At 67.5% G+C, this 18,560-nt stretch carries 17 protein-coding genes; 15 read left to right on the top strand and 2 right to left on the bottom strand.

The genetic code is table 11. The annotated features are described in order from the left end of the window. The first annotated feature begins 93 nt into the window (after window positions 1-93). From argB to ACGHC0_RS20875, 14 genes are all read left to right on the top strand, one after another. A complete protein-coding gene (argB, locus tag ACGHC0_RS20940) occupies window positions 94-984 on the top strand; it encodes an acetylglutamate kinase (RefSeq protein WP_368352765.1) in 891 nt (296 codons plus the stop codon). Between the two features lie 27 nt (window positions 985-1,011). Next, entirely contained in the window at window positions 1,012-1,731 is a 720-nt protein-coding gene (locus ACGHC0_RS20935; protein ID WP_368352764.1) for a response regulator, read from the top strand. Between the two features lie 17 nt (window positions 1,732-1,748). Then, entirely contained in the window at window positions 1,749-3,176 is a 1,428-nt protein-coding gene (locus ACGHC0_RS20930) for a sensor histidine kinase (protein WP_368352763.1), read from the top strand. Window positions 3,177-3,230: 54 nt separating this feature from the next. Continuing rightward, window positions 3,231-3,905 (top strand): nucleoid occlusion factor SlmA, encoded by a 675-nt coding sequence (gene slmA, locus ACGHC0_RS20925; RefSeq protein ID WP_368352762.1) that lies wholly within the window; start codon window positions 3,231-3,233, stop codon window positions 3,903-3,905. A gap of 126 nt (window positions 3,906-4,031) precedes the next feature. After that, window positions 4,032-4,691 (top strand): TetR/AcrR family transcriptional regulator, encoded by a 660-nt coding sequence (locus tag ACGHC0_RS20920; protein ID WP_368352761.1) that lies wholly within the window; start codon window positions 4,032-4,034, stop codon window positions 4,689-4,691. Between the two features lie 65 nt (window positions 4,692-4,756). Continuing rightward, entirely contained in the window at window positions 4,757-6,562 is a 1,806-nt protein-coding gene (locus ACGHC0_RS20915; RefSeq protein ID WP_415266645.1) for an acyl-CoA dehydrogenase C-terminal domain-containing protein, read from the top strand. 49 nt (window positions 6,563-6,611) lie between these two features. After that, window positions 6,612-7,046 carry a DUF2147 domain-containing protein gene (locus ACGHC0_RS20910; RefSeq protein WP_368352759.1) on the top strand — a complete coding sequence of 145 codons (435 nt, stop codon included), beginning with the start codon at window positions 6,612-6,614 and terminating at the stop codon, window positions 7,044-7,046. Between the two features lie 20 nt (window positions 7,047-7,066). Next, entirely contained in the window at window positions 7,067-9,469 is a 2,403-nt protein-coding gene (locus ACGHC0_RS20905; RefSeq protein ID WP_415266644.1) for a 3-hydroxyacyl-CoA dehydrogenase/enoyl-CoA hydratase family protein, read from the top strand. 8 nt (window positions 9,470-9,477) lie between these two features. Continuing rightward, window positions 9,478-9,999: a DUF4442 domain-containing protein gene (locus ACGHC0_RS20900; RefSeq protein WP_368352757.1), complete on the top strand. Its 522-nt coding sequence runs from the start codon at window positions 9,478-9,480 to the stop codon at window positions 9,997-9,999. A gap of 45 nt (window positions 10,000-10,044) precedes the next feature. Beyond that, entirely contained in the window at window positions 10,045-11,244 is a 1,200-nt protein-coding gene (locus ACGHC0_RS20895; RefSeq protein WP_368352756.1) for an acetyl-CoA C-acyltransferase, read from the top strand. Window positions 11,245-11,503: 259 nt separating this feature from the next. After that, window positions 11,504-12,331 (top strand): acyl-CoA thioesterase, encoded by an 828-nt coding sequence (locus ACGHC0_RS20890; RefSeq protein WP_368352755.1) that lies wholly within the window; start codon window positions 11,504-11,506, stop codon window positions 12,329-12,331. A 16-nt stretch (window positions 12,332-12,347) separates the two neighbouring features. Further along, window positions 12,348-13,121, top strand: a complete 774-nt coding sequence (locus tag ACGHC0_RS20885; protein ID WP_415266643.1) for an enoyl-CoA hydratase — start codon at window positions 12,348-12,350, stop codon at window positions 13,119-13,121. Between the two features lie 264 nt (window positions 13,122-13,385). After that, complete coding sequence (locus ACGHC0_RS20880) at window positions 13,386-14,261, top strand: tripartite tricarboxylate transporter substrate-binding protein (RefSeq protein WP_368355678.1); 876 nt, start codon at window positions 13,386-13,388, stop codon at window positions 14,259-14,261. 202 nt (window positions 14,262-14,463) lie between these two features. Continuing rightward, window positions 14,464-15,024 (top strand): bactofilin family protein, encoded by a 561-nt coding sequence (locus ACGHC0_RS20875; protein ID WP_368352753.1) that lies wholly within the window; start codon window positions 14,464-14,466, stop codon window positions 15,022-15,024. Between the two features lie 96 nt (window positions 15,025-15,120). Here the strand turns inward: ACGHC0_RS20875 and ACGHC0_RS20870 are convergent, their stop codons facing one another. Further along, a complete protein-coding gene (locus tag ACGHC0_RS20870; RefSeq protein ID WP_368352752.1) occupies window positions 15,121-15,591 on the bottom strand; it encodes an acyl-CoA thioesterase in 471 nt (156 codons plus the stop codon). 45 nt (window positions 15,592-15,636) lie between these two features. Between ACGHC0_RS20870 and ACGHC0_RS20865 the strand changes: the two genes are divergently transcribed. Then, window positions 15,637-17,454 carry an ABCB family ABC transporter ATP-binding protein/permease gene (locus ACGHC0_RS20865; RefSeq protein WP_368352751.1) on the top strand — a complete coding sequence of 606 codons (1,818 nt, stop codon included), beginning with the start codon at window positions 15,637-15,639 and terminating at the stop codon, window positions 17,452-17,454. A 36-nt stretch (window positions 17,455-17,490) separates the two neighbouring features. Here ACGHC0_RS20865 and ACGHC0_RS20860 read toward each other — a convergent pair whose 3' ends face one another. Continuing rightward, on the bottom strand, window positions 17,491-18,519 hold the full coding sequence (locus ACGHC0_RS20860; protein WP_415266642.1) for a DctP family TRAP transporter solute-binding subunit: 1,029 nt from the start codon (window positions 18,517-18,519) through the stop codon (window positions 17,491-17,493). Window positions 18,520-18,560 lie beyond the last annotated feature (41 nt).

Below are 18,560 nucleotides of genomic sequence, written 5' to 3'. Positions count from 1 at the left end.
GCTGGGTCCCCCGTGCTCCGCAAGGCGCGGCGGAGCGGGCACAATGCGCACTTCTCCACTGACTGCCGCCCTGTTTTTCCAGTCGAGCGTTCCATGACCGATCTGCAATCCATCGCCCCCCGGGACAAGGCCGAGATCCTGGCTCAGGCTCTGCCCTACATCCGCAAGTTCCACGGCAAGACCATCGTCATCAAGTATGGCGGCAATGCCATGACCGATCCGGCGCTGCAGGCCGACTTCGCGGAAGACGTGGTCCTGCTCAAGCTGGTCGGCATGAACCCGGTGGTGGTGCATGGCGGCGGTCCCCAGATCGAGACGGCGCTCAAGCGCCTGGGCAAGCAGGGGCAGTTCATCCAGGGCATGCGGGTGACCGATGCCGAGACCATGGAGGTGGTCGAATGGGTGCTGGCCGGTGAGGTGCAGCAGGACATCGTGGGCCTGATCAACCAGGCCGGAGGCAAGGCCGTGGGCCTGACGGGCCGTGACGGCGGCCTGATCCGGGCCCGCAAGCTGAAAATGCTGGACAGGGACGATCCCAGCAAGGAACACGACATCGGGCAGGTGGGCGACATCGTGTCCATCGATCCCAGCGTGGTCAAGGCCCTGCAGGACGATGCCTTCATCCCGGTGATCAGCCCGCTCGGTTTCGGCGAGGAAAACGAGAGCTACAACATCAACGCCGACGTGGTCGCCAGCAAGCTGGCCACCGTGCTCAAGGCCGAGAAGCTGATGATGCTCACCAACATCCCCGGCGTGCTGAACAAGGCCGGCGAACTCATCACCGAGCTCACGGCACGCGAGATCGACGAGCTCGTGGTGGATGGCACGATTTCCGGAGGCATGCTGCCGAAGATCGCGGGCGCCATCGATGCGGCCAAGAGCGGCGTCAATGCGGTGCATATCGTGGACGGCCGCGTTCCCCACGCGATGCTGCTGGAGATCCTGACCGAGCAGGCCTACGGCACCATGATCCGCAGCCACTGAGCGCGGCGGGCGGCCTGCTTTCCTGCCATGCGTCTGCTGCTCGTCGAGGACGACGTGATGCTGGCCAGCGGCATCAAGCTGGGCCTGACCGACGCGGGCTATGCGGTGGACTGGGTGGGTAGCGGGGAACGGGCGGAAGAGGTGCTGCGCGGCGAGACATTCGATGCCGCCGTCATCGACATCGGACTGCCGGGCATGGACGGTCTGGAGCTGACGCGCCGCCTGCGCGAGCCGGAGATGGCCAACCCATCCATTCCGGTGCTCATCCTCACTGCACGCGACGCCCTGCATGACCGGGTCCAGGGTCTGGACCTCGGGGCGGACGACTACATGGTCAAGCCCTATGAACTGCCTGAGCTGCTCGCGCGCCTGCGTGCGCTGCTGCGTCGCTCGCATGCGGCCACCACCGCGGTGCTGAGCTTCGGGCCGCTGGAACTCGACACGGCAGGCCGGCACGCGAGCCTGCGCTTTCCGGCCGCCGATGGCGGAGTGGCGGTGCGCCAGCCCATCGAGCTCGGGCCGCGGGAGTGGACTGTGCTGGAGTACCTGCTGATCCACGCGCCCAAGCCGGCCAGCAAGGAAAAGCTGGTCCAGGCGCTGACCGGGTGGGACAAGGAGATCACCCCCAATGCCGTGGAGGTGTATGTGTCCCGCCTGCGCAGCAAGCTGGAGCCCGGCGGCGTGGCGCTGCGGGCGATCCGGGGCTTCGGCTACCGGCTGGAATTGCTGGCGCCCGGGCAGGGTTGACGGCCGCGTCCGGCACGATGACGTCGGTCCTGCGCAATCGCCTGCTGTTCTTTCTGGTGCTGCCGCTGTGCGCGCTCGCATTGGCGGGCGCATGGCTCGATTACCGCTCCGCGGACGCTGCCGCCAGCCGGCACGACCAGCGTCTCGTGCGGTTGCTGCCAGCGCTTGCCGATTCGCTGGCCGGGCCGTCCCGGCGGGAGGGGGAGCCCCCCGTGCTGCTGCTGGCGCCTCCGGTCGAGGAGTTCCTCCGCCAGAACGCCGGCTATGCGGGCTACAGCGTGCAGGACCTGTCTGGGCGCATCCTGCTCGGCGACCACTGGGTGTACAGCGCCGTGCCGCTCACGCATGAGCCGGAGTTCCACAGCCTGGAGCACGACAGTGTGGTCTATCGCGTGGCCGTGCAGCGGACCCGGACCGGGGCGGGAGAACTGGTGGTCTCCCTGGCCGACGGATCCGACCCACGCCAGCAGTGGGGGCAGCAGATGCTGCTGCGGGTTCTGCTGCCCAATCTCGTGCTGGTCGCGGCGGCAGGGCTGGCGATTCATTGGGCGGTCCGCCAGGCGTTCAAGCCGCTGGTGGATCTGGCCGAGGCCGTCGAGCACCGTTCGCCGCGCGACCTGAGTCCCATACCGGAAGAGGCCTCGCCCGCCGAAGTGCGCCCGCTGGTACGGTCGCTCAATCGGCTCTTCGTCCTGGTCAATGCGCAAACCGAGGGGCAACGCCGTTTCGTCGCGGATGCGGCGCACCAGTTGCGTACGCCGCTGGCGGGCCTGCAGGCGCAGGTGGAGGCCTGGGCACTGGCCTCCCGGGGGGCGAACCATGGCCGGGCCGAGGAGGATGGGTCTGTCCAGGAAGGCATTGTCCTGGACGTGCAGGACATCGAGGCGTTGCGCCGGGCGGCGCGCCGCACCTCCAAGCTCGTGCACCAGTTGCTGGCCCTGTCCCGTGCCGACGCAGGCAGCGTGGATGCCCAGCCCAGGCAGCGGGTCGATCTCAAGGTGCTCTGCGAAAGCCTGCTGGAGGATTTCCTGGATGTGGCCACCGCCCGTGGTCTGGATCTGGGGCTGGAGGTGGAGCCGGCCCAAGCATCGGGCCATGGGTGGCTGCTGCGCGAATTGCTTTCCAATCTTGTGGACAACGCCATCCGTTACACGCCGGAGGGCGGCAGCGTCACCTTGCGCTGCGGGATGCAGACTGACGGCTGCGCGGTCCTGGAGGTGGAGGACGACGGCCCGGGCATCGCGGAATCCGAGCGCAGCAAGGTGCTGCAGCGGTTCTATCGGGTTCCTGGCGCCGCGGGAGAGGGTACCGGCCTGGGGCTGGCGATCGCCGACGAGATCGCGCGCGGGCACGGGGGCACGCTGCAGTTGCGCACGGGCCGTCTGGGCCGCGGGCTGCGGGCCAGCGTGGCCATCCCGGCGGATGCGGATCCGGGCGCGGGCTAGCGTCATCGTGCAGCAGGGGCGGTATGCGAGAATCAATTGCATACATTTGCGGCCATGGCTGAATCCTCTCCTCTCACATCCAACGACGGCGCAGAGCCCGAGGCTGCGCCACCGCCGCCCACAGCCCGCCGGCGGCCCAGGCCGGGCGAGCGTCGGGAGCAGATCCTGCAGACCCTGGCGGCCATGCTGGAGCAGCCAGGCGGCGAGCGGATCACGACGGCCGCCCTGGCTGCGCGGCTGGAGGTGAGCGAGGCAGCCCTGTACCGGCACTTCGCCAGCAAGGCGCAGATGTTCGAAGGCCTCATCGATTTCATCGAGCAATCGGTCTTCGCGCTCGTTGCCCAGATCGTGGACCGCGACATGCCGGAGGCATCGCAGGCAGCGGACGGAATGCGCCGCGCTGCCCGCGTGGTGGCCATGGTCCTGCAGTTCGGCGAGCGCAACCCCGGGATGGTGCGCGTGATGGTGGGAGACGCCCTCGTCTTCGAGAACGAGCGGCTGCAGCAGCGCATGGGCCAGTTCTTCGACCGGATCGAATCGACGCTGCGCCAGTGCCTGCGGGGCGCCGCCGAAGCGGCCGGATCCGCCACTCCGACGGTGGATGCGCAGGTCCGCGCCGCGGCGCTGTGCGACCTCGTGCGCGGCAGGCTGCAGCGCTATGCGCGCAGCGGGCTGCGCCGCCCGCCGACCGAGCACCTCGACGCGACACTCGCGTTGCTGCTGCACTGAGCTGCCGGCCCGCAGGCGCGGGCCTCGGTGTTTACCCTTAATTGATGGCGGCCACCGGGCCGGGGCTGGCTGCTGCCATCCTTTTGCTGCAAAATAGCACGATCGTTCGTTTTATTTCGTGCTGCCGTGCCGTCCACCGTATCCCCCAAAACCCAGCGTCCCGCCACTGCGCGGGAGGGCCGTGCGCTGCAGAAAGGCCAGCAGACCAAGGCGGCCATCGTCGATGCGGCATTGGGACTGGCCACGCATATCGGGCTGGAGGGCCTGTCCATCGGCGCCCTCGCCGACGTGACGGGCATGAGCAAATCGGGCGTCTTCGCTCACTTCGGCTCGCGCGAGGAGCTGCAGATATCCGTCGTCCGCGAGTACCACGTGCGGTTCGAGCACGAGGTGTTCTATCCCGCCATGTCGGCGCCCCGCGGGCTGCCCCGCCTGCGCGCGCTGTTCGACAACTGGATGAAGCGCACCTCCATCGAGATCGACTCGGGCTGCATCTACATCAGCGGGGCCGTCGAATTCGACGACCGGACGGGGCCGGTGCGCGACGCGCTCGCGAATTCGGTCCTGACCTGGCACGCCGCCATGAAGCGGGCGATCGACCAGTGCAAGGAGCTGGGCGAGGTGCGCGCAGACGTGGAGTCCGAGCAGATGCTGTTCGAGATCCACGGCCTCATCCTCGCCTTGCACTACGAAGCACGCTTCCTGCAGACGCCCGGCTCCCTGGGCCGGGCCACGGCCGGCTTCGACAACATCCTCGCCCGCTATGCCGCCAGTCCGGCGGGTTGAACGTTTTCCCGTCTTTTTCGCCTACGCATTCCACCCATCCAACGCACCGAACAAGGAGTCCATCCATGCCGACCTATACGCCCCCCCTGCGCGACATGCAATTCGTCCTCCACGAGGTTTTCCGGGTCACGGAGGAGTTCAAGGCGATCCCGCGCCATGCGGAGGTGGATGCAGACACCGTGAATGCCGTGCTGGAAGAGGCTGGCAAGTTCGCCGCGGGCGTGGCGTTCCCGCTCAACATGAGCGGTGACGAGGAGGGCTGCACGCTGGACAAGGCCACGCACGAAGTGACCACGCCCAAGGGCTTCAAGGATGCCTACGCGCAATACGTGGAAGGTGGATGGGCAGCGCTGTCGTGCGATCCGGAGTATGGTGGCCAGGGCCTGCCGTTCGTCGTGAACCAGTGCCTCTATGAAATGCTCAACAGCGCCAACCAGGCCTGGACGATGTATCCGGGGCTGTCGCACGGCGCCTACGAGGCGCTGCATGCGCACGGCACCGAAGAGCAGAAGAAGCTCTACCTGCCCAAGCTCACCAGCGGCGAGTGGACCGGCACGATGTGCCTGACCGAGCCCCATTGCGGCACCGACCTGGGCCTGCTGCGTACCAAGGCCGAGCCCGTGGCCGGTGCGCCCGAGGGCACGTACAAGATCACCGGCAACAAGATCTTCATCAGCGCGGGCGAGCATGATTTCACCGAGAACATTGTGCACCTGGTGCTCGCCCGCCTGCCGGATGCGCCGAAGGGCAGCAAGGGCATCAGCCTGTTCGTGGTGCCCAAGTACCAGGTGAACGCAGATGGCTCGATCGGCGAGCGCAACCCGATCTATTGCACGGGCCTGGAACACAAGATGGGCATCCATGGCAATGCCACTGCCCAGATTTCCATCGACGGTGCCATCGGAACGCTGGTGGGCCAGCCGCACAAGGGCCTGCAGGCCATGTTCGTGATGATGAACGCCGCCCGCCTGGGCGTGGGCAACCAGTCGCTGGGCCTGACCGAAGTGGCTTTCCAGAACGCGCTGGCCTATGCCAAGGACCGTATCCAGATGCGTAGCCTGTCGGGCACCAAGGCCAGGGACAAGGAGGCCGATCCGATCATCGTGCACCCCGACGTGCGCAAGATGCTGCTCACGGCCAAGGCCTACGCCGAAGGCGCCCGTGCGCTGCAGATCTACTGCACGCTCCTGCTGGACAAGGCGCACAGCCATCCCGATGAAAAAGTGCGCAAGGACAGCGACGAACTCGTCGCGCTGCTCACGCCCATCGTGAAGGCCTTCATCACCGACAACGGGCATATTTCCACCAACGCCTGCATGCAGGTCTTCGGCGGCCATGGCTTCATCAAGGAATGGGGCATGGAGCAGTTCGTGCGGGACAACCGCATCAACATGATCTACGAAGGCACGAACACCGTGCAGTCGCTGGACCTGCTGGGCCGCAAGATCCTGGGCAACAACGGCGCCACGCTGAAGAAGTTCGGCAAGCTTGTGGGCAAGCTGGTCGAGGAAGAGGGCGTGAACGAGAAGATGGCCGAGTTCATCAACCCCATCGCCTACCTCGGCGACCAGATGACCAAATTCACCACCGAGATCGGCTTCAAGGGTTTCCAGAACCCCGACGAGGTGGGCGCCGCGGCGGTGGATTACCTGCGCGTGGCGGGGCACCTGGTGTTCGGCTACATGTTCGCCCGCATGGCCCAGGTGGCCCTGCGGGAGATCGCTGCCGGCAATACCGACCCGTTCTACCAGGCCAAGCTGCAGACGGCACGTTTCTACTTCGCCAAGCTGTTCCCCGAGACGGCGACCCTGATGCGCACCGCGCGCACCGGCGCCAAGCCGCTGATGGACACGGACGCCGCCCTGGCCTGACCCCGTTGCCCCCCGGCCTTCATTTCAACCAGACCACAGGGATGCCGCTATGAGAACCGCTTTGTTGGCTATTGCCTTGGCAGCCGCCGCGCTGCCGTCCTGGGCCCAGATGTCTCCGGTGGGGACGTGGCGCAGCATCGATGACAAGACTGGCGAGGCGAAGGCCGAGATCCGCATTACCGAAGCGGATGGCGCGCTGTCGGGCCGCATCGAGAAGTCGCTGAAGAAGGACACCAAGCCTGACGCCACCTGCCTTGAGTGCACCGACGACCGCAAGGGCCAGCCCATCGCCGGCCTGGAGATCATCCGCGGCGGCAAGAAGGCCGAAGGCAAGGACCTGTGGGAAGGGGGCAAGATCCTCGACCCCGAGAACGGCAAGGAATACCGTGCCAGCTTCACCCCCATCGACGGCGGCGCCAGGCTGGAAGTGCGCGGCTACCTGGGGCCGTTCTGGCGCACCCAGACGTGGCAACGCGTGCAGTAACCATTCGACAAGAAACCACCATGTCCCGATTCCAAGTGAAGAAAGTCGCCGTGCTCGGCGCAGGCGTGATGGGCGCGCAGATCGCCGCCCACCTCGCCAACGTGAAGGTGCCCGTGGTGCTGTTCGACCTGCCTGCCAAGGAAGGCCCGAAGAACGGCATCGTCACCAGGGCCATCGAGGGCCTGAAGAAGCTCAAGCCCTCGCCGCTGGGCGTGGCGGACGATGCCGCGCTGATCGGGCAGGCCAACTACGAAGAGCATCTCGAGCAGTTGCGTGGTTGCGACCTCGTCATCGAGGCGATCGCCGAGCGCATGGACTGGAAGCTCGATCTCTACAGGAAGATCGCGCCCTTCGTCGCGCCGCACGCCATCGTGGCGTCGAACACGTCTGGCCTGTCGATCACCAGGCTCTCCGAGGCGCTACCCGATGCGATCAAGCCGCGCTTCTGCGGCATCCACTTCTTCAACCCGCCGCGCTACATGACGCTGGTGGAATTGATCGACACGCCCACCACCGCGCCTGAAGTGCTGGACCAGCTCGAAGCCTTCGTCACGAGCGGCCTGGGCAAGGGCGTGGTGCGCGCGCACGACACGCCCAACTTCATCGCCAACCGCGTCGGCATCGCCGGCATGCTGGCGACGATGAAGGAGGTGGAGAACTTCGGCCTCACCTACGACGTGGTGGATGACCTCACCGGCAAGAAGCTGGGGCGCGCCTCCAGCGGCACCTTCCGTACCGCCGACGTGGTGGGCCTGGACACCATGGCCCACGTCATCAAGACGCTGCAGGACAACCTGACCGAGGAGACCGATCCGTTCTATGGCAGCTTCGGCACGCCCGAGGTGCTGAACAAACTCATCGAGATGAAGCACCTGGGCCAGAAGTCCAAGGCCGGCTTCTACAAGAAGGTGGGCCGCGACATCCTGCGCTTCGATCTCGCCGAAGGCGAGTACGTGCCGGGCGGCCAGAAGGCCGACGAGGTCTATGGCCGCATGCTGAAGAAGCCCGCCGCCGAGCGCCTGAAGCTGCTGCGCAATGCCGAGGGCGCGCAAGGCCGATTCCTCTGGGCCATCCTGCGCAACAGCTTCCACTACGCCGCCGTGCATCTGGCCACCATCGCGGACAATGCGCGCGACGTGGACCAGGCCATGCGCTGGGGCTTCGGCATGAAGCAGGGCCCGTTTGAGCTCTGGCAGGAAGCCGGCTGGCTTGAGGTGGCGAAGATGATCCAGGAGGACATCGACGCGGGCAGGGCGCTCAGCCGAGCGCCGTTGCCCGAGTGGGTCTTCAAGGGCCCCGTGGCCGAGGCCGGCGGCGTGCATACCGCCGAAGGATCGTGGAGCGCGTCGAAGTCGAAGTTCGTTCCGCGCCGCCAGCTGCCTGTCTATGAGCGCCAGCACTTCCCCGAGCGCCTGCTGGGCGAGAGCAATCTGCCCGACTGGCGCACGGCCGGCACGACGGTGTCCGAATCCGATGCGCTGCGCACCTGGACGCTGGATGGAAAGATCTTGATCGCCAGCATCCAGAGCAAGATGCATGCGATCAGCCCCGACGTGATGGAAGGGCTGATGGAGGCCATCGACACCGCCGAGCGCGACTACGACGGCCTGGTGATCTGGTCCGGCGACGCCCCCTTCAGCGTGGGGGCAGACCTGCAGGCCACCATGCCCGCCTTCGTCGTGGCCGGCATCTCGGCGATCGAAGGCGTCGAGCAGGAACTGCAGAACCTGATGCTGCGCCTGCGGTATGCCCAGGTGCCGGTGGTGTCCGCCATCCATGGCATGGCGCTGGGCGGCGGCTGCGAGCTGGCCGTCTATTCGTCGCGCCGCGTGGCCCACATGGAAAGCTATATCGGCCTCGTCGAGGTGGGCGTGGGCCTGGTGCCCGGCGCGGGCGGGCTGACCTACATCGCGCGCCGCGCGGCGGAGAATGCCGCCGCGTCCACAGGCAAGGACCTGCTGCCCTTCCTCACGGAAGGCTTCACCGCCGCCGCGATGGCCAAGGTGGGCACGAGCGCACTGGAATCGCGCAAGCTCGGATACCTGCTGGAGAGCGACATCGTCGTGCCGCACAAGGACGAGGTACTGTTCGTGGCGCTGAACGAGGCGAAGGCCATGGCTGCCAGCGGCTGGCGTGCGCCGAACAAGCGCCTTTTCCCGGTCGCCGGGCGCAGCGGCATCGCCACCATCCGCGGCTCGCTGGTGAACATGCGCGACGGTGGCTTCATCAGCGACCACGACCAGCACATCGCCACGCTGATCGCCGAAATTGTCTGCGGCGGCGATGTGGATGCCGGCACACTGGTGAGCGAGGAGTACCTGATGGCGCTGGAGCGCAAGGCGTTCTGCGCGCTCATCCAGCATCCGAAGACGCAGGAGCGCATCCTGGGCATGCTGAGCACCGGCAAGCCGGTGCGCAATTGACCGCCCGCATGGCCACCGCCCCTGCCGCCCCTTTCGCTCCGAACCGTCTGCAGCTCCAGCTGGAACAGGTGGACGAGTTCCCGAGGTTCCTGCGCCCCTGGGTGCGGAACCTGGTGCTGCGGCGTGCCGTGCCGTTCACGAAGACGGCGCGCGTGGAGTTCGTCGAAATGTCGCCGCACCGCGTGGAAGTGCGCCTGCCCAACGTGCCGCGCGTGCAGAACCACATCGGCGGCATCCATGCCTCGGCCATGAACCTGCTGGCCGAGACGGCCACCGGCATGGCCGTCGGGCTGAACGTGCGCGACGACTGCGTGCCGCTCGCCAAGGACATGAAGATGGCCTTCCGCCAGCGTGCCAAGGGTGCACTGCGCGCGGTGGCGGTGCTCACCGACGCGCAGCGCCAGGCGATGCGGGACGGCGACAAGGGCGAGTTGCAGGTGCCGGTCACGGTGACGGACGAGTCCGGCGCCGAGCCGGTGCAATGTGAATTCACGTGGGCCTGGGTTCCCTCCAGCCGCCCCGCCAGGTAAACGATTGACAGACCGATCGACGGATCGATTGAAGGAGCCTTCTCCATGGCAAAACAAATGCAGGACGCCTACATCGTCGCCGCCACGCGCACGCCCATCGGCAAGTCGCACCGCGGCTACTTCCGCAACACCCGCCCCGACGACCTGCTGGCCACGACCCTGAAGGCCGCGCTGGCCCAGGTGCCGGGGCTGGACCCGGCCGCCATCGAGGACATCATCTGTGGTTGTGCGATTCCCGAGGGGGCGCAGGGCCTGAACGTGGCGCGCATCGGCGCCGTGCTGGCGGGGCTGCCCACCAGCGTGGGCGGCATCACCGTCAACCGCTTCTGTGCCTCGGGCCTGTCGGCCGTGCAGATGGCGGCCGACCGCATCCGCGTGGGCGAGGCCGAGGTGATGATCGCCGCGGGTGTCGAGAGCATGAGCATGGTGCCGATGATGGGCAATACGCCGTCGCTCTCGCCCAGCATCTTCGCGAAGGACGGCGACGTGGGCATCGCCTACGGCATGGGCCTGACGGCCGAGAAGGTCGCCCAGCAGTGGAGGGTGTCGCGCGAGGACCAGGATGCCTTCGCGCTGCAGTCGCACCAGCGGGCGCTGGCCGCACAGCAGGCGGGCGAATTCACGGATGAGATCACTCCGATCGAAGTGACGGACCGCACCGCGGACCTGGAGTCGGGCGAAAGCATCGCGAAGACGCGCACGGTGACGCTGGACGAGGGCGCGCGGCCCGACACCAGCCTGGAGGGGCTCGCGAAGCTCAAGACGGTGTTTGCCGCGCGCGGCTCGGTCACGGCCGGCAACAGCTCGCAGACCAGCGACGGCGCGGGCGCACTGATCCTCGCGAGCGAATCGGCCGTGAAGCGCTTCGGCCTGACCCCGCTGGCGCGTTTCGTCAGCTTCGCCAGCAAGGGCGTGCCGCCGAGCATCATGGGCATCGGCCCGATCGAGGCCATTCCGGCCGCGCTGCGCTATGCCGGCCTGCAGCAGCAGGACATCGACTGGTTCGAATTGAACGAGGCCTTCGCTGCGCAGTCGCTCGCCGTGCTGCGCCAGCTGGGGCTGGACCCGGCCAAGGTGAACCCGATGGGCGGCGCCATCGCGCTGGGCCATCCGCTGGGCGCCACGGGCGCCATCCGCTCGGCCACGGTCGTGCACGCACTGCGCCGCAAGAACCTGAAGTACGGCATGGTCACGATGTGCGTGGGCATGGGGCAGGGCGCCGCCGGCATCTTCGAAAAAGTCTAGGCACAACCCCCTGAGCGGCTATTGCGGCTCCGTGCAGCCGCCAGAGGCGGCAGCTCTTCGGGCCGTCCCAATCTGCGCGGGCAGGTTGGGAGCCGCGGCCCTCAGCCCCTTCTCTCGGCTGCGCCGGGAAGGGGGACGACGCCGGTGGCCGGGCGGAGCCCGTTCCACGGCGTCTGCTGGCAAGAGCGGTTGGCGCTCTGCCTTGTCCAGTCACCGGTACGACGCCCATCCGCTTGCAACCACGGCACACTCGCTCACCATGACCGATTCCCTGCACCCATTGGATGACGCGCTGGCACTCGCGGAGGCTGGTCCCGGCCATTACACGGCGCGCACGTCGCCCGCCTACTGGAACATGGTCGGGCCGTTCGGCGGCATCACGGCGGCCGTATTGCTGCAGGCCGTGATGCAGCATCCGCAGCGTCTGGGCGATCCGCTGTCGCTGACCGTGAACTACGCGGGCGCCATCGCCGATGGCGAGTTCTCGGTGCAGGCCGAGCCGGTGCGCACCAACCGCTCCACGCAGCACTGGACGCTGTCGGTGCTGCAGCCCGGGGCCGACGGCGAGCCGGTGGTGACCACCACCGCCACGGCCGTCACCGCGGTGCGGCGCGAGACCTGGAGCCTGCCGGATGCCCCGATGCCCGAGGTGACGGGCCCCGAGGGCCTGGAGCGCATCCTGCGCGGCATGCCCGTGAAGTGGCTCGACCGTTACGATCTGCGGCCGGTGACCGGTGCGCTGCCGTCGCGCTGGGACGGCGGCGGCGACAGCAGCCTGAGCCAGCTGTGGATGCGCGACGAGCCTTCCAGGCCGCTCGATTTCTGTGCGCTCGCTGCCCTCTCCGATGTATTCTTTCCCCGCGTCTGGCTGCGCCGTGCGCGCCAGGTGCCGGCCGGGACCGTGTCGCTCACCGTGTATTTCCACGCGGGCCGCGAGCAACTGGCGAATACGGGGGACGGCTACCTGCTCGGGCAGGCACGCGCCCAGGAGTTCCGCAACGGCTTTTTCGACCAGACGGTGCAGCTCTGGAACCAGGGCGGCACCATGCTCGCGAGCAGCCACCAGATCGTCTATTACAAAGAATGAAGCCCAGGAGCCTCCGATGAGCGAACCCCAGGACATCCTCACGCATACCGAAGCCGGTGTGATGACCATCACCTTCAACCGGGTGGAGAAGAAAAACTCCATCACGCGCGTCATGTACGCCGCGCTGGCGGACGCCTTCGATGCCGCAGCGCAGGATGCCGCCGTGCGCGTGGTGGTGTTGCAGGGCGATGTGGCCATCTTCAGCGCCGGCAACGACATCGGGGACTTTCTCAACAGCCCGCCCTCCACGCAGGAGTCCCCGGTGTTCCGGTTCCTGCGGGCGATCGCCACGTTCCCGAAGCCGGTGGTGGCGGCCGTGTGCGGCCCGACGGTGGGCATCGGCACCACCATGCTGCTGCACTGCGACCTGGTCTATGCGGGCGACAACGCGGCGTTTTCCATGCCGTTCGTGAACCTGGGCCTGTGTCCCGAAGCCGGCTCCAGCCTGCTGGTGCCGCGCATGATGGGATACCACCGCGCCGCCGAAGCGCTGTTGCTGGGGGAGCCCTTCATGGCCGAGGCCGCGCTCGAGGTAGGCCTCGTGAACCGCGTCGTGCCCCCGACGGAATGCAACATGGTGGCCCAGACGCAGGCGCGCAAGCTCGCGGCCAAGCCGCTGTCGTCGCTGATCGAGACCAAGCGCCTCTTGAAGAAGGACCAGGCGGCGCCCCTGCTCGAGCGGATCGCCGAGGAAGGAGCCGTTTTCGGCCGCATGCTCCAGGAACCCGCTGCCCGCGAAGCCTTCACGGCGTTCATGCAGAAGCGCCGGCCCGAATTCAACGCCGGTTGACCGCGCGCCGTCCCCTCCGGCGGGGGCGGGTGTATCCCCGGGGCAACGATGGCTCCCGGAGGCGGCTGGTCGGCGCTACATTCGGCAACATCTCCATGGATGGATGCTGCCGGCATGATTCGTACGTTCCGTACCTCTTCCGCTGACTCCCTGGTCGTTCATCGACGGACGTGGCTTCGCTGGAGCCTTCTGGCGGGAGCCGCGGCCGTTCCGTCGGCGCCGGCATGGTCCCAGGCCCCGGGAGGGCCTCTGGAAGGGGGAGCGCTGAGGCTGGTGGTGCCCTATCCACCCGGAGGTTCTTCCGACCGCGCGGCCCGGCTGCTGGCCGAAGCCCTCGCGCCCCGCCTCGGCGTGCCGGTGGCCGTGGACAACCGCGCAGGTGCCGGAGGCCGGCTCGCATTGCAGCAACTGCATCGCGAAAATTCCGGCCAGAACGTGGTGGTGCTCGCCAATCCGGCCACCATGCTGGTCGCACCGCTGGTCTTCAAGGACAACGGCTACGATCCCGCCACGGACTATGTGGCGCTCGCACAGGTCACCCGGTACGCGTTCGGCGTGGCCGTGGGAACGGGCGTTCCGGTGCGTGATTTCTCCCACCTGCATGCCTGGATGCTGGCCCACCGCGACAAGCTGTCCGCCGGTATCCCGGCCACCGGCAGCCTGCCCCATTTCTTCGCGCTCATGCTGGCCGAGCAGCTCGGCCTGACGCTGCCCGTGGTGGGCTACGGGGGCTCCGGCCCGTTGCTCGACGACCTCATGGGTGGCCATGTGCCGATGGCCATCGATGCGCTGGACGCGCTGGAGCCGCTGCATCAGGCGGGCAAGCTGCGTATCCTGGCGATGTCCGACGACCAGCGCTCATCGACGCTGCCCACCGTTCCCACTTTCAAGGAGGCCGGCCTCGCGTTGTCCGCCCAGGGCTGGAACGCGCTCTATGCGCCCGCATGGCTGCCGGCGCCACGCGCGCGGCGGATCGCCGATGCCGCTTTCCAGGCCATGGGGGACAAGGCCGTACAGGCGCGGTTCATCGGTGCGGACATGGTGCCCGTGGCCCTCTCCCGCGAACAGACGGTGCAGATGCTGGCTGCCTACAGGGCGCAGTGGGTGCCCGTGGTGCGCCGGTCGGGCTTCCAGCGCTGAGCCGGGCGGCGCAGGAAGGCAGCCTGCAGGCCGACGCACGGAAGCGCTTCCCGCTTACGTCGCGGCGCGGTGCTGTATGACGCTGCAAGCCCTGCAAGTGCATGCAACGATCGAAGGGTTTGGTTACCGTTCTTGCGTAACGCGTGGATTTTTGCCGGGGTAGGCCTCCTAGCATCGGACAGACTTTTTCCAAGGAGATCTGATGGCCGTGCAAAACCCCTTCTTCGGCAAGCGTGAACCCGAATCCTTCCAGCCCCGCCCACCCTCCTCGGTGCTCGGCGGTTCCGGCAGCGCGGTGAATGGCGCCGCGTCCACTGCCACCACCACCCAGCCCGCGGCCCAGAAGCCCGCGGCCAGCGCGCCGTCGGAAGGCGCGGGCAGCAAGCTCACCGTCGGCCCGAACATCAAGCTCAAGGGCGTGGAAATCACCGACTGCGACACGCTCGTCGTCGAGGGAACGGTGGAGGCCACCATGGATTCCCGGGTGATCCAGATCGCGGAGCAGGGGGCTTTCCGGGGCTCGGCAGAGATCGACATCGCCGAAATCCACGGAGAGTTCAACGGCACGCTCACCGTTCGTCAGAAGCTCGTCATCTACAGCACCGGCAAGGTCAACGGCAAGATCCGCTACGGCAAGGTGGTGATCGAGGAAGGCGGCCAGCTGGCCGGCGAGATCGAGTCCGGCACGGTGGGCTCGGTGCGGTCCCAGAACCACGCCGCTGCGAATGTTTCCCGCAGCGAGGCCCAGCAGCTGGCAGCCTGATCCTTCCAGCGGCGGTCCCCGGCCAGGGGCCGCCGCCGCCCGCGTGGGGCGCCGCTGCTGCGGGGCACGGCCCGCAGCATGGCGAGCGCCGGCAGTTCAGCGGGCTCCGGTCGCGGCATCCACTGCGGGGGAGGAGGCGGCATTTCCCGCTTCCTCCCCCGCAGGCCGCGGCACGGGCCGTGGCTTGCCCGACGCATCGATGGCGACGTAGGTGAGCCGCGCTTCCGTCACCTTCACATAGCGGCCCTGCGCCGCGAAGCGCTCCGCATACACCTCCACCTCCACGGTCACCGACGTGCGGCCGATCCGCGTGATGGAGGAGAAGAACGAGAGGATGTCTCCCACCCGCACGGGTTGCTTGAAGACGAACTCGTTGACTGCCACGGTGGCCATGCGCCCCTGCACGTGGCGCGCGGGCAGCACGGAGCCCGCCAGGTCCACCTGGGCCATCACCCATCCGCCGAAGATATCCCCGTTGGCATTGCAATCCGCGGGCATGGGGATCACTTTCAGCACCAGCTCCTTGTCGGTGGGCAGGGCGCTTTGCGGAGGCAGGGTGGAGGTCATGGGCACAATCCGGGTAAGAACGAACAACGAACGGGATTGTCCCCCATGCGCCCCCACGGCGACCCATCCACTGCCTCCTCCCCTCCTGCGGCCGTGCCCGCCGCCCGCAGCGACCGCGCCACGATCGCCCGCCTGATTCCCTACCTGCTGCACTACCGCTGGCGGGTGATGGCCGCGCTCGTGTTCGTCATCGGCGCCAAGCTCGCGAACGTCGGCGTGCCGCTGCTGCTCAAGCGCATCGTGGATGCCATGGCCCCGGCGGCGGGGGCCACCGCCGCGCTCGTGGTGGTGCCCGCGGGGCTGCTGGCGGCCTACGGGCTGCTGCGGCTGAGCACATCGGTCTTCACGGAACTGCGCGAACTCGTCTTTGCCAAGGCCACGCAGGGCGCTGCGCGCCGCATCGCGCTGCAAACCTTCGAGCACCTGCATGCGCTCAGCCTGCGTTTCCACCTGGAGCGGCAGACCGGGGGGATGACGCGCGACATCGAGCGCGGGGTGCGCGGCATCGAGTCGCTGATCTCTTTCACGCTCTTCAATATCGGGGCCACGTTGATCGAGGTCTTCCTGGTCCTGGCGGTGCTCGGGGGAAAGTTCGACCCGGCCTTTGCGTGGATCACGCTGGCCGCGCTGGCCTGCTACATCCTGTTCACCGTGATGCTCACGGAGTGGCGCACGCGCTTTCGCCGCGAGGCGAATGCCTTCGATTCCGCGGCCCACACCAAGGCCGTGGACTCGTTGCTGAACTACGAGACCGTCAAGTATTTCAACAACGAGCCTTTCGAGGTGCGCCGCTACGACGAGAGCCTGGAGCAGTTGCGGCGCGCACGCCTGAAGAGCCAGACGTCGCTGTCGCTGCTCAACGCGGGACAGCAGCTCATCATCGCCACGGCCCTGGTCGCCATGCTGTGGCGCGCGGCACAGGGCGTGGCGGACGGCCGCATGACGCTGGGAGACCTGGTGATGGTGAATGCCTTCATGATCCAGCTCTACATTCCCCTCAACTTCCTGGGCGTGATCTACCGCGAGATCAAGCAGAGCCTGACCGATCTGGACAAGATGTTCACGCTCATGGACCGTGAGCAGGAGGTGCAGGATGCGCTGGACGCGCCACCGCTGTCGCTGGGCGCGTCTGCGCCGTCGGTACGGTTCGAAGGCGTGCATTTCGCCTATGAGCCGGCGCGCACCATCCTCCACGGCGTCGAATTCGAGATTCCTCCCGGCCGCACGGTGGCGGTGGTCGGGCCCTCGGGCTCGGGCAAGTCCACGCTCGCGAGGCTGCTGTTCCGCTTCTACGACGTGCAGGCCGGGCGCATCACGATCGACGGGCAGGACATCCGGCAGGTCACCCAGGACAGCCTGCGCCGCGCCGTGGGGGCCGTGCCGCAGGACACGGTGCTGTTCAACGAAACCATCGCCTACAACATCGCCTATGGCAGGCCGGGGGCGTCGCAGGCGGAGATAGAGGCCGCGGCGCGCGCTGCCCGCATCCACGATTTCATCGCGGGGCTGCCGGCGGGATATGGCACGCAGGTGGGCGAGCGGGGGCTGAAGCTGTCAGGTGGGGAAAAGCAGCGCGTTGCCATCGCCCGTACGCTGCTCAAGAACCCGCCCATCCTCGTGTTCGACGAGGCCACCTCCGCGCTCGATACGGCCAACGAGCGGGCGATACAGGCCGAACTGCGCAGTGCGGCCCAGGGCAAGACGGTGCTGCTCGTCGCCCACCGCCTCTCGACGGTGGTGGATGCGCACGAGATCCTGGTGATGGATGCCGGCCGGATCGTCGAGCGCGGCACGCACGCGCAGTTGCTGGCGCTCGGGGGACGCTACGCGGACATGTGGCGCCAGCAGTCTCGCGAAGAGTGACCCATCCGGGAGGGGGCTGGCCCGCCCGGGACAGGGTTACTTCTTCGCCACCGCCTTTTCCGCTGCGTTCACGAGATCCGCTCCGATCTGTCCCTTCCACTTGTCGAAGACCGGGCGGGTGGCCTGCACGAAAGCCTGCCGCTCCTCGGGAGTGAGTTGCGTGACGGTGACGCCATGGCTGGCGATCTCCTTCAGCAGGGGCTTGTCGGCCTCGACCATGCCCTTGCGCGCGATGGCGATCTGCTCCTTGCCGGCGTCGATGGCGGCCTGGCGCACGATCTCGCGGTCCGCGGGCGTCCAGGAGTTCCAGATGTCCTTGTTCACCACGAAGATGAGCGGATCGTTCATGTAGCCCCACATGGTGACGTACTTCTGCGCCACGGTGTAGAGCTTGGCCGCCATGTACACCGACACGGGGTTCTCCTGCCCGTCCACCGCGCCGCTCGCCATGGCGGGCTGCGCGTCGGCCCAGCTCATCTGGGTGGGATTGGCGCCCAGCGCCGTGAAGGTGTCGAGGAACAGCGGCGACCCGACCACACGGATCTTCAATCCCTTGAGGTCGGCGGGGGTCTTGATGGGGCGCTTGGAGTTGGAGATCTCGCGGTAGCCGTTCTCGCCCCAGGCGAGCGGCACGACGCCGGCCTTGTCGAGCGTCTGGAAGAGGCTCCTGCCGACCTCGCCCTGCGTGACCGCGTCCACCGAGGCGTAATCGGGAAAGAGGAAGGGCAGGGAGAAGAGGTTGAGCGCCTTGACCTGCGGCGACCAGTTGATGGTCGAGCCGACGGCCATGTCGATCACGCCCTGGCGCAGCGCGCTGAACTCGCGGGTCTGGTCGCCCTGGATGAGCGAGACGCCCGGATAGAGCTTGATGTTGATGCGGCCCTGCGTGCGCTCGCGCACCTTGTTCGCCCAGAGCTCGCCGCCCTTGCCCCATGGGAAGGCGGTGCCCAGTACCAGCGACATGCGGTATTCGCTCTTGTAGTTCTGCGCGGCGGCCGGTGCCGCGCTGAACGCGAGGGCGGCCGCGGCGGCCACGGCGGTGGCGAGGAAGGTGCGCAGTTGCATGGTTCGTCTCCTGTTCGTCGTCGGTTGGGTAAGCAAGGAAG

Source organism: Acidovorax sacchari, from assembly GCF_042847045.1.
Taxonomy (GTDB): Bacteria; Pseudomonadota; Gammaproteobacteria; order Burkholderiales; family Burkholderiaceae_C; genus Paracidovorax; species Paracidovorax sacchari.
Note: the sequence above shows the minus strand (reverse complement) of the source record. Positions and strands in the feature narration are given on the sequence as shown.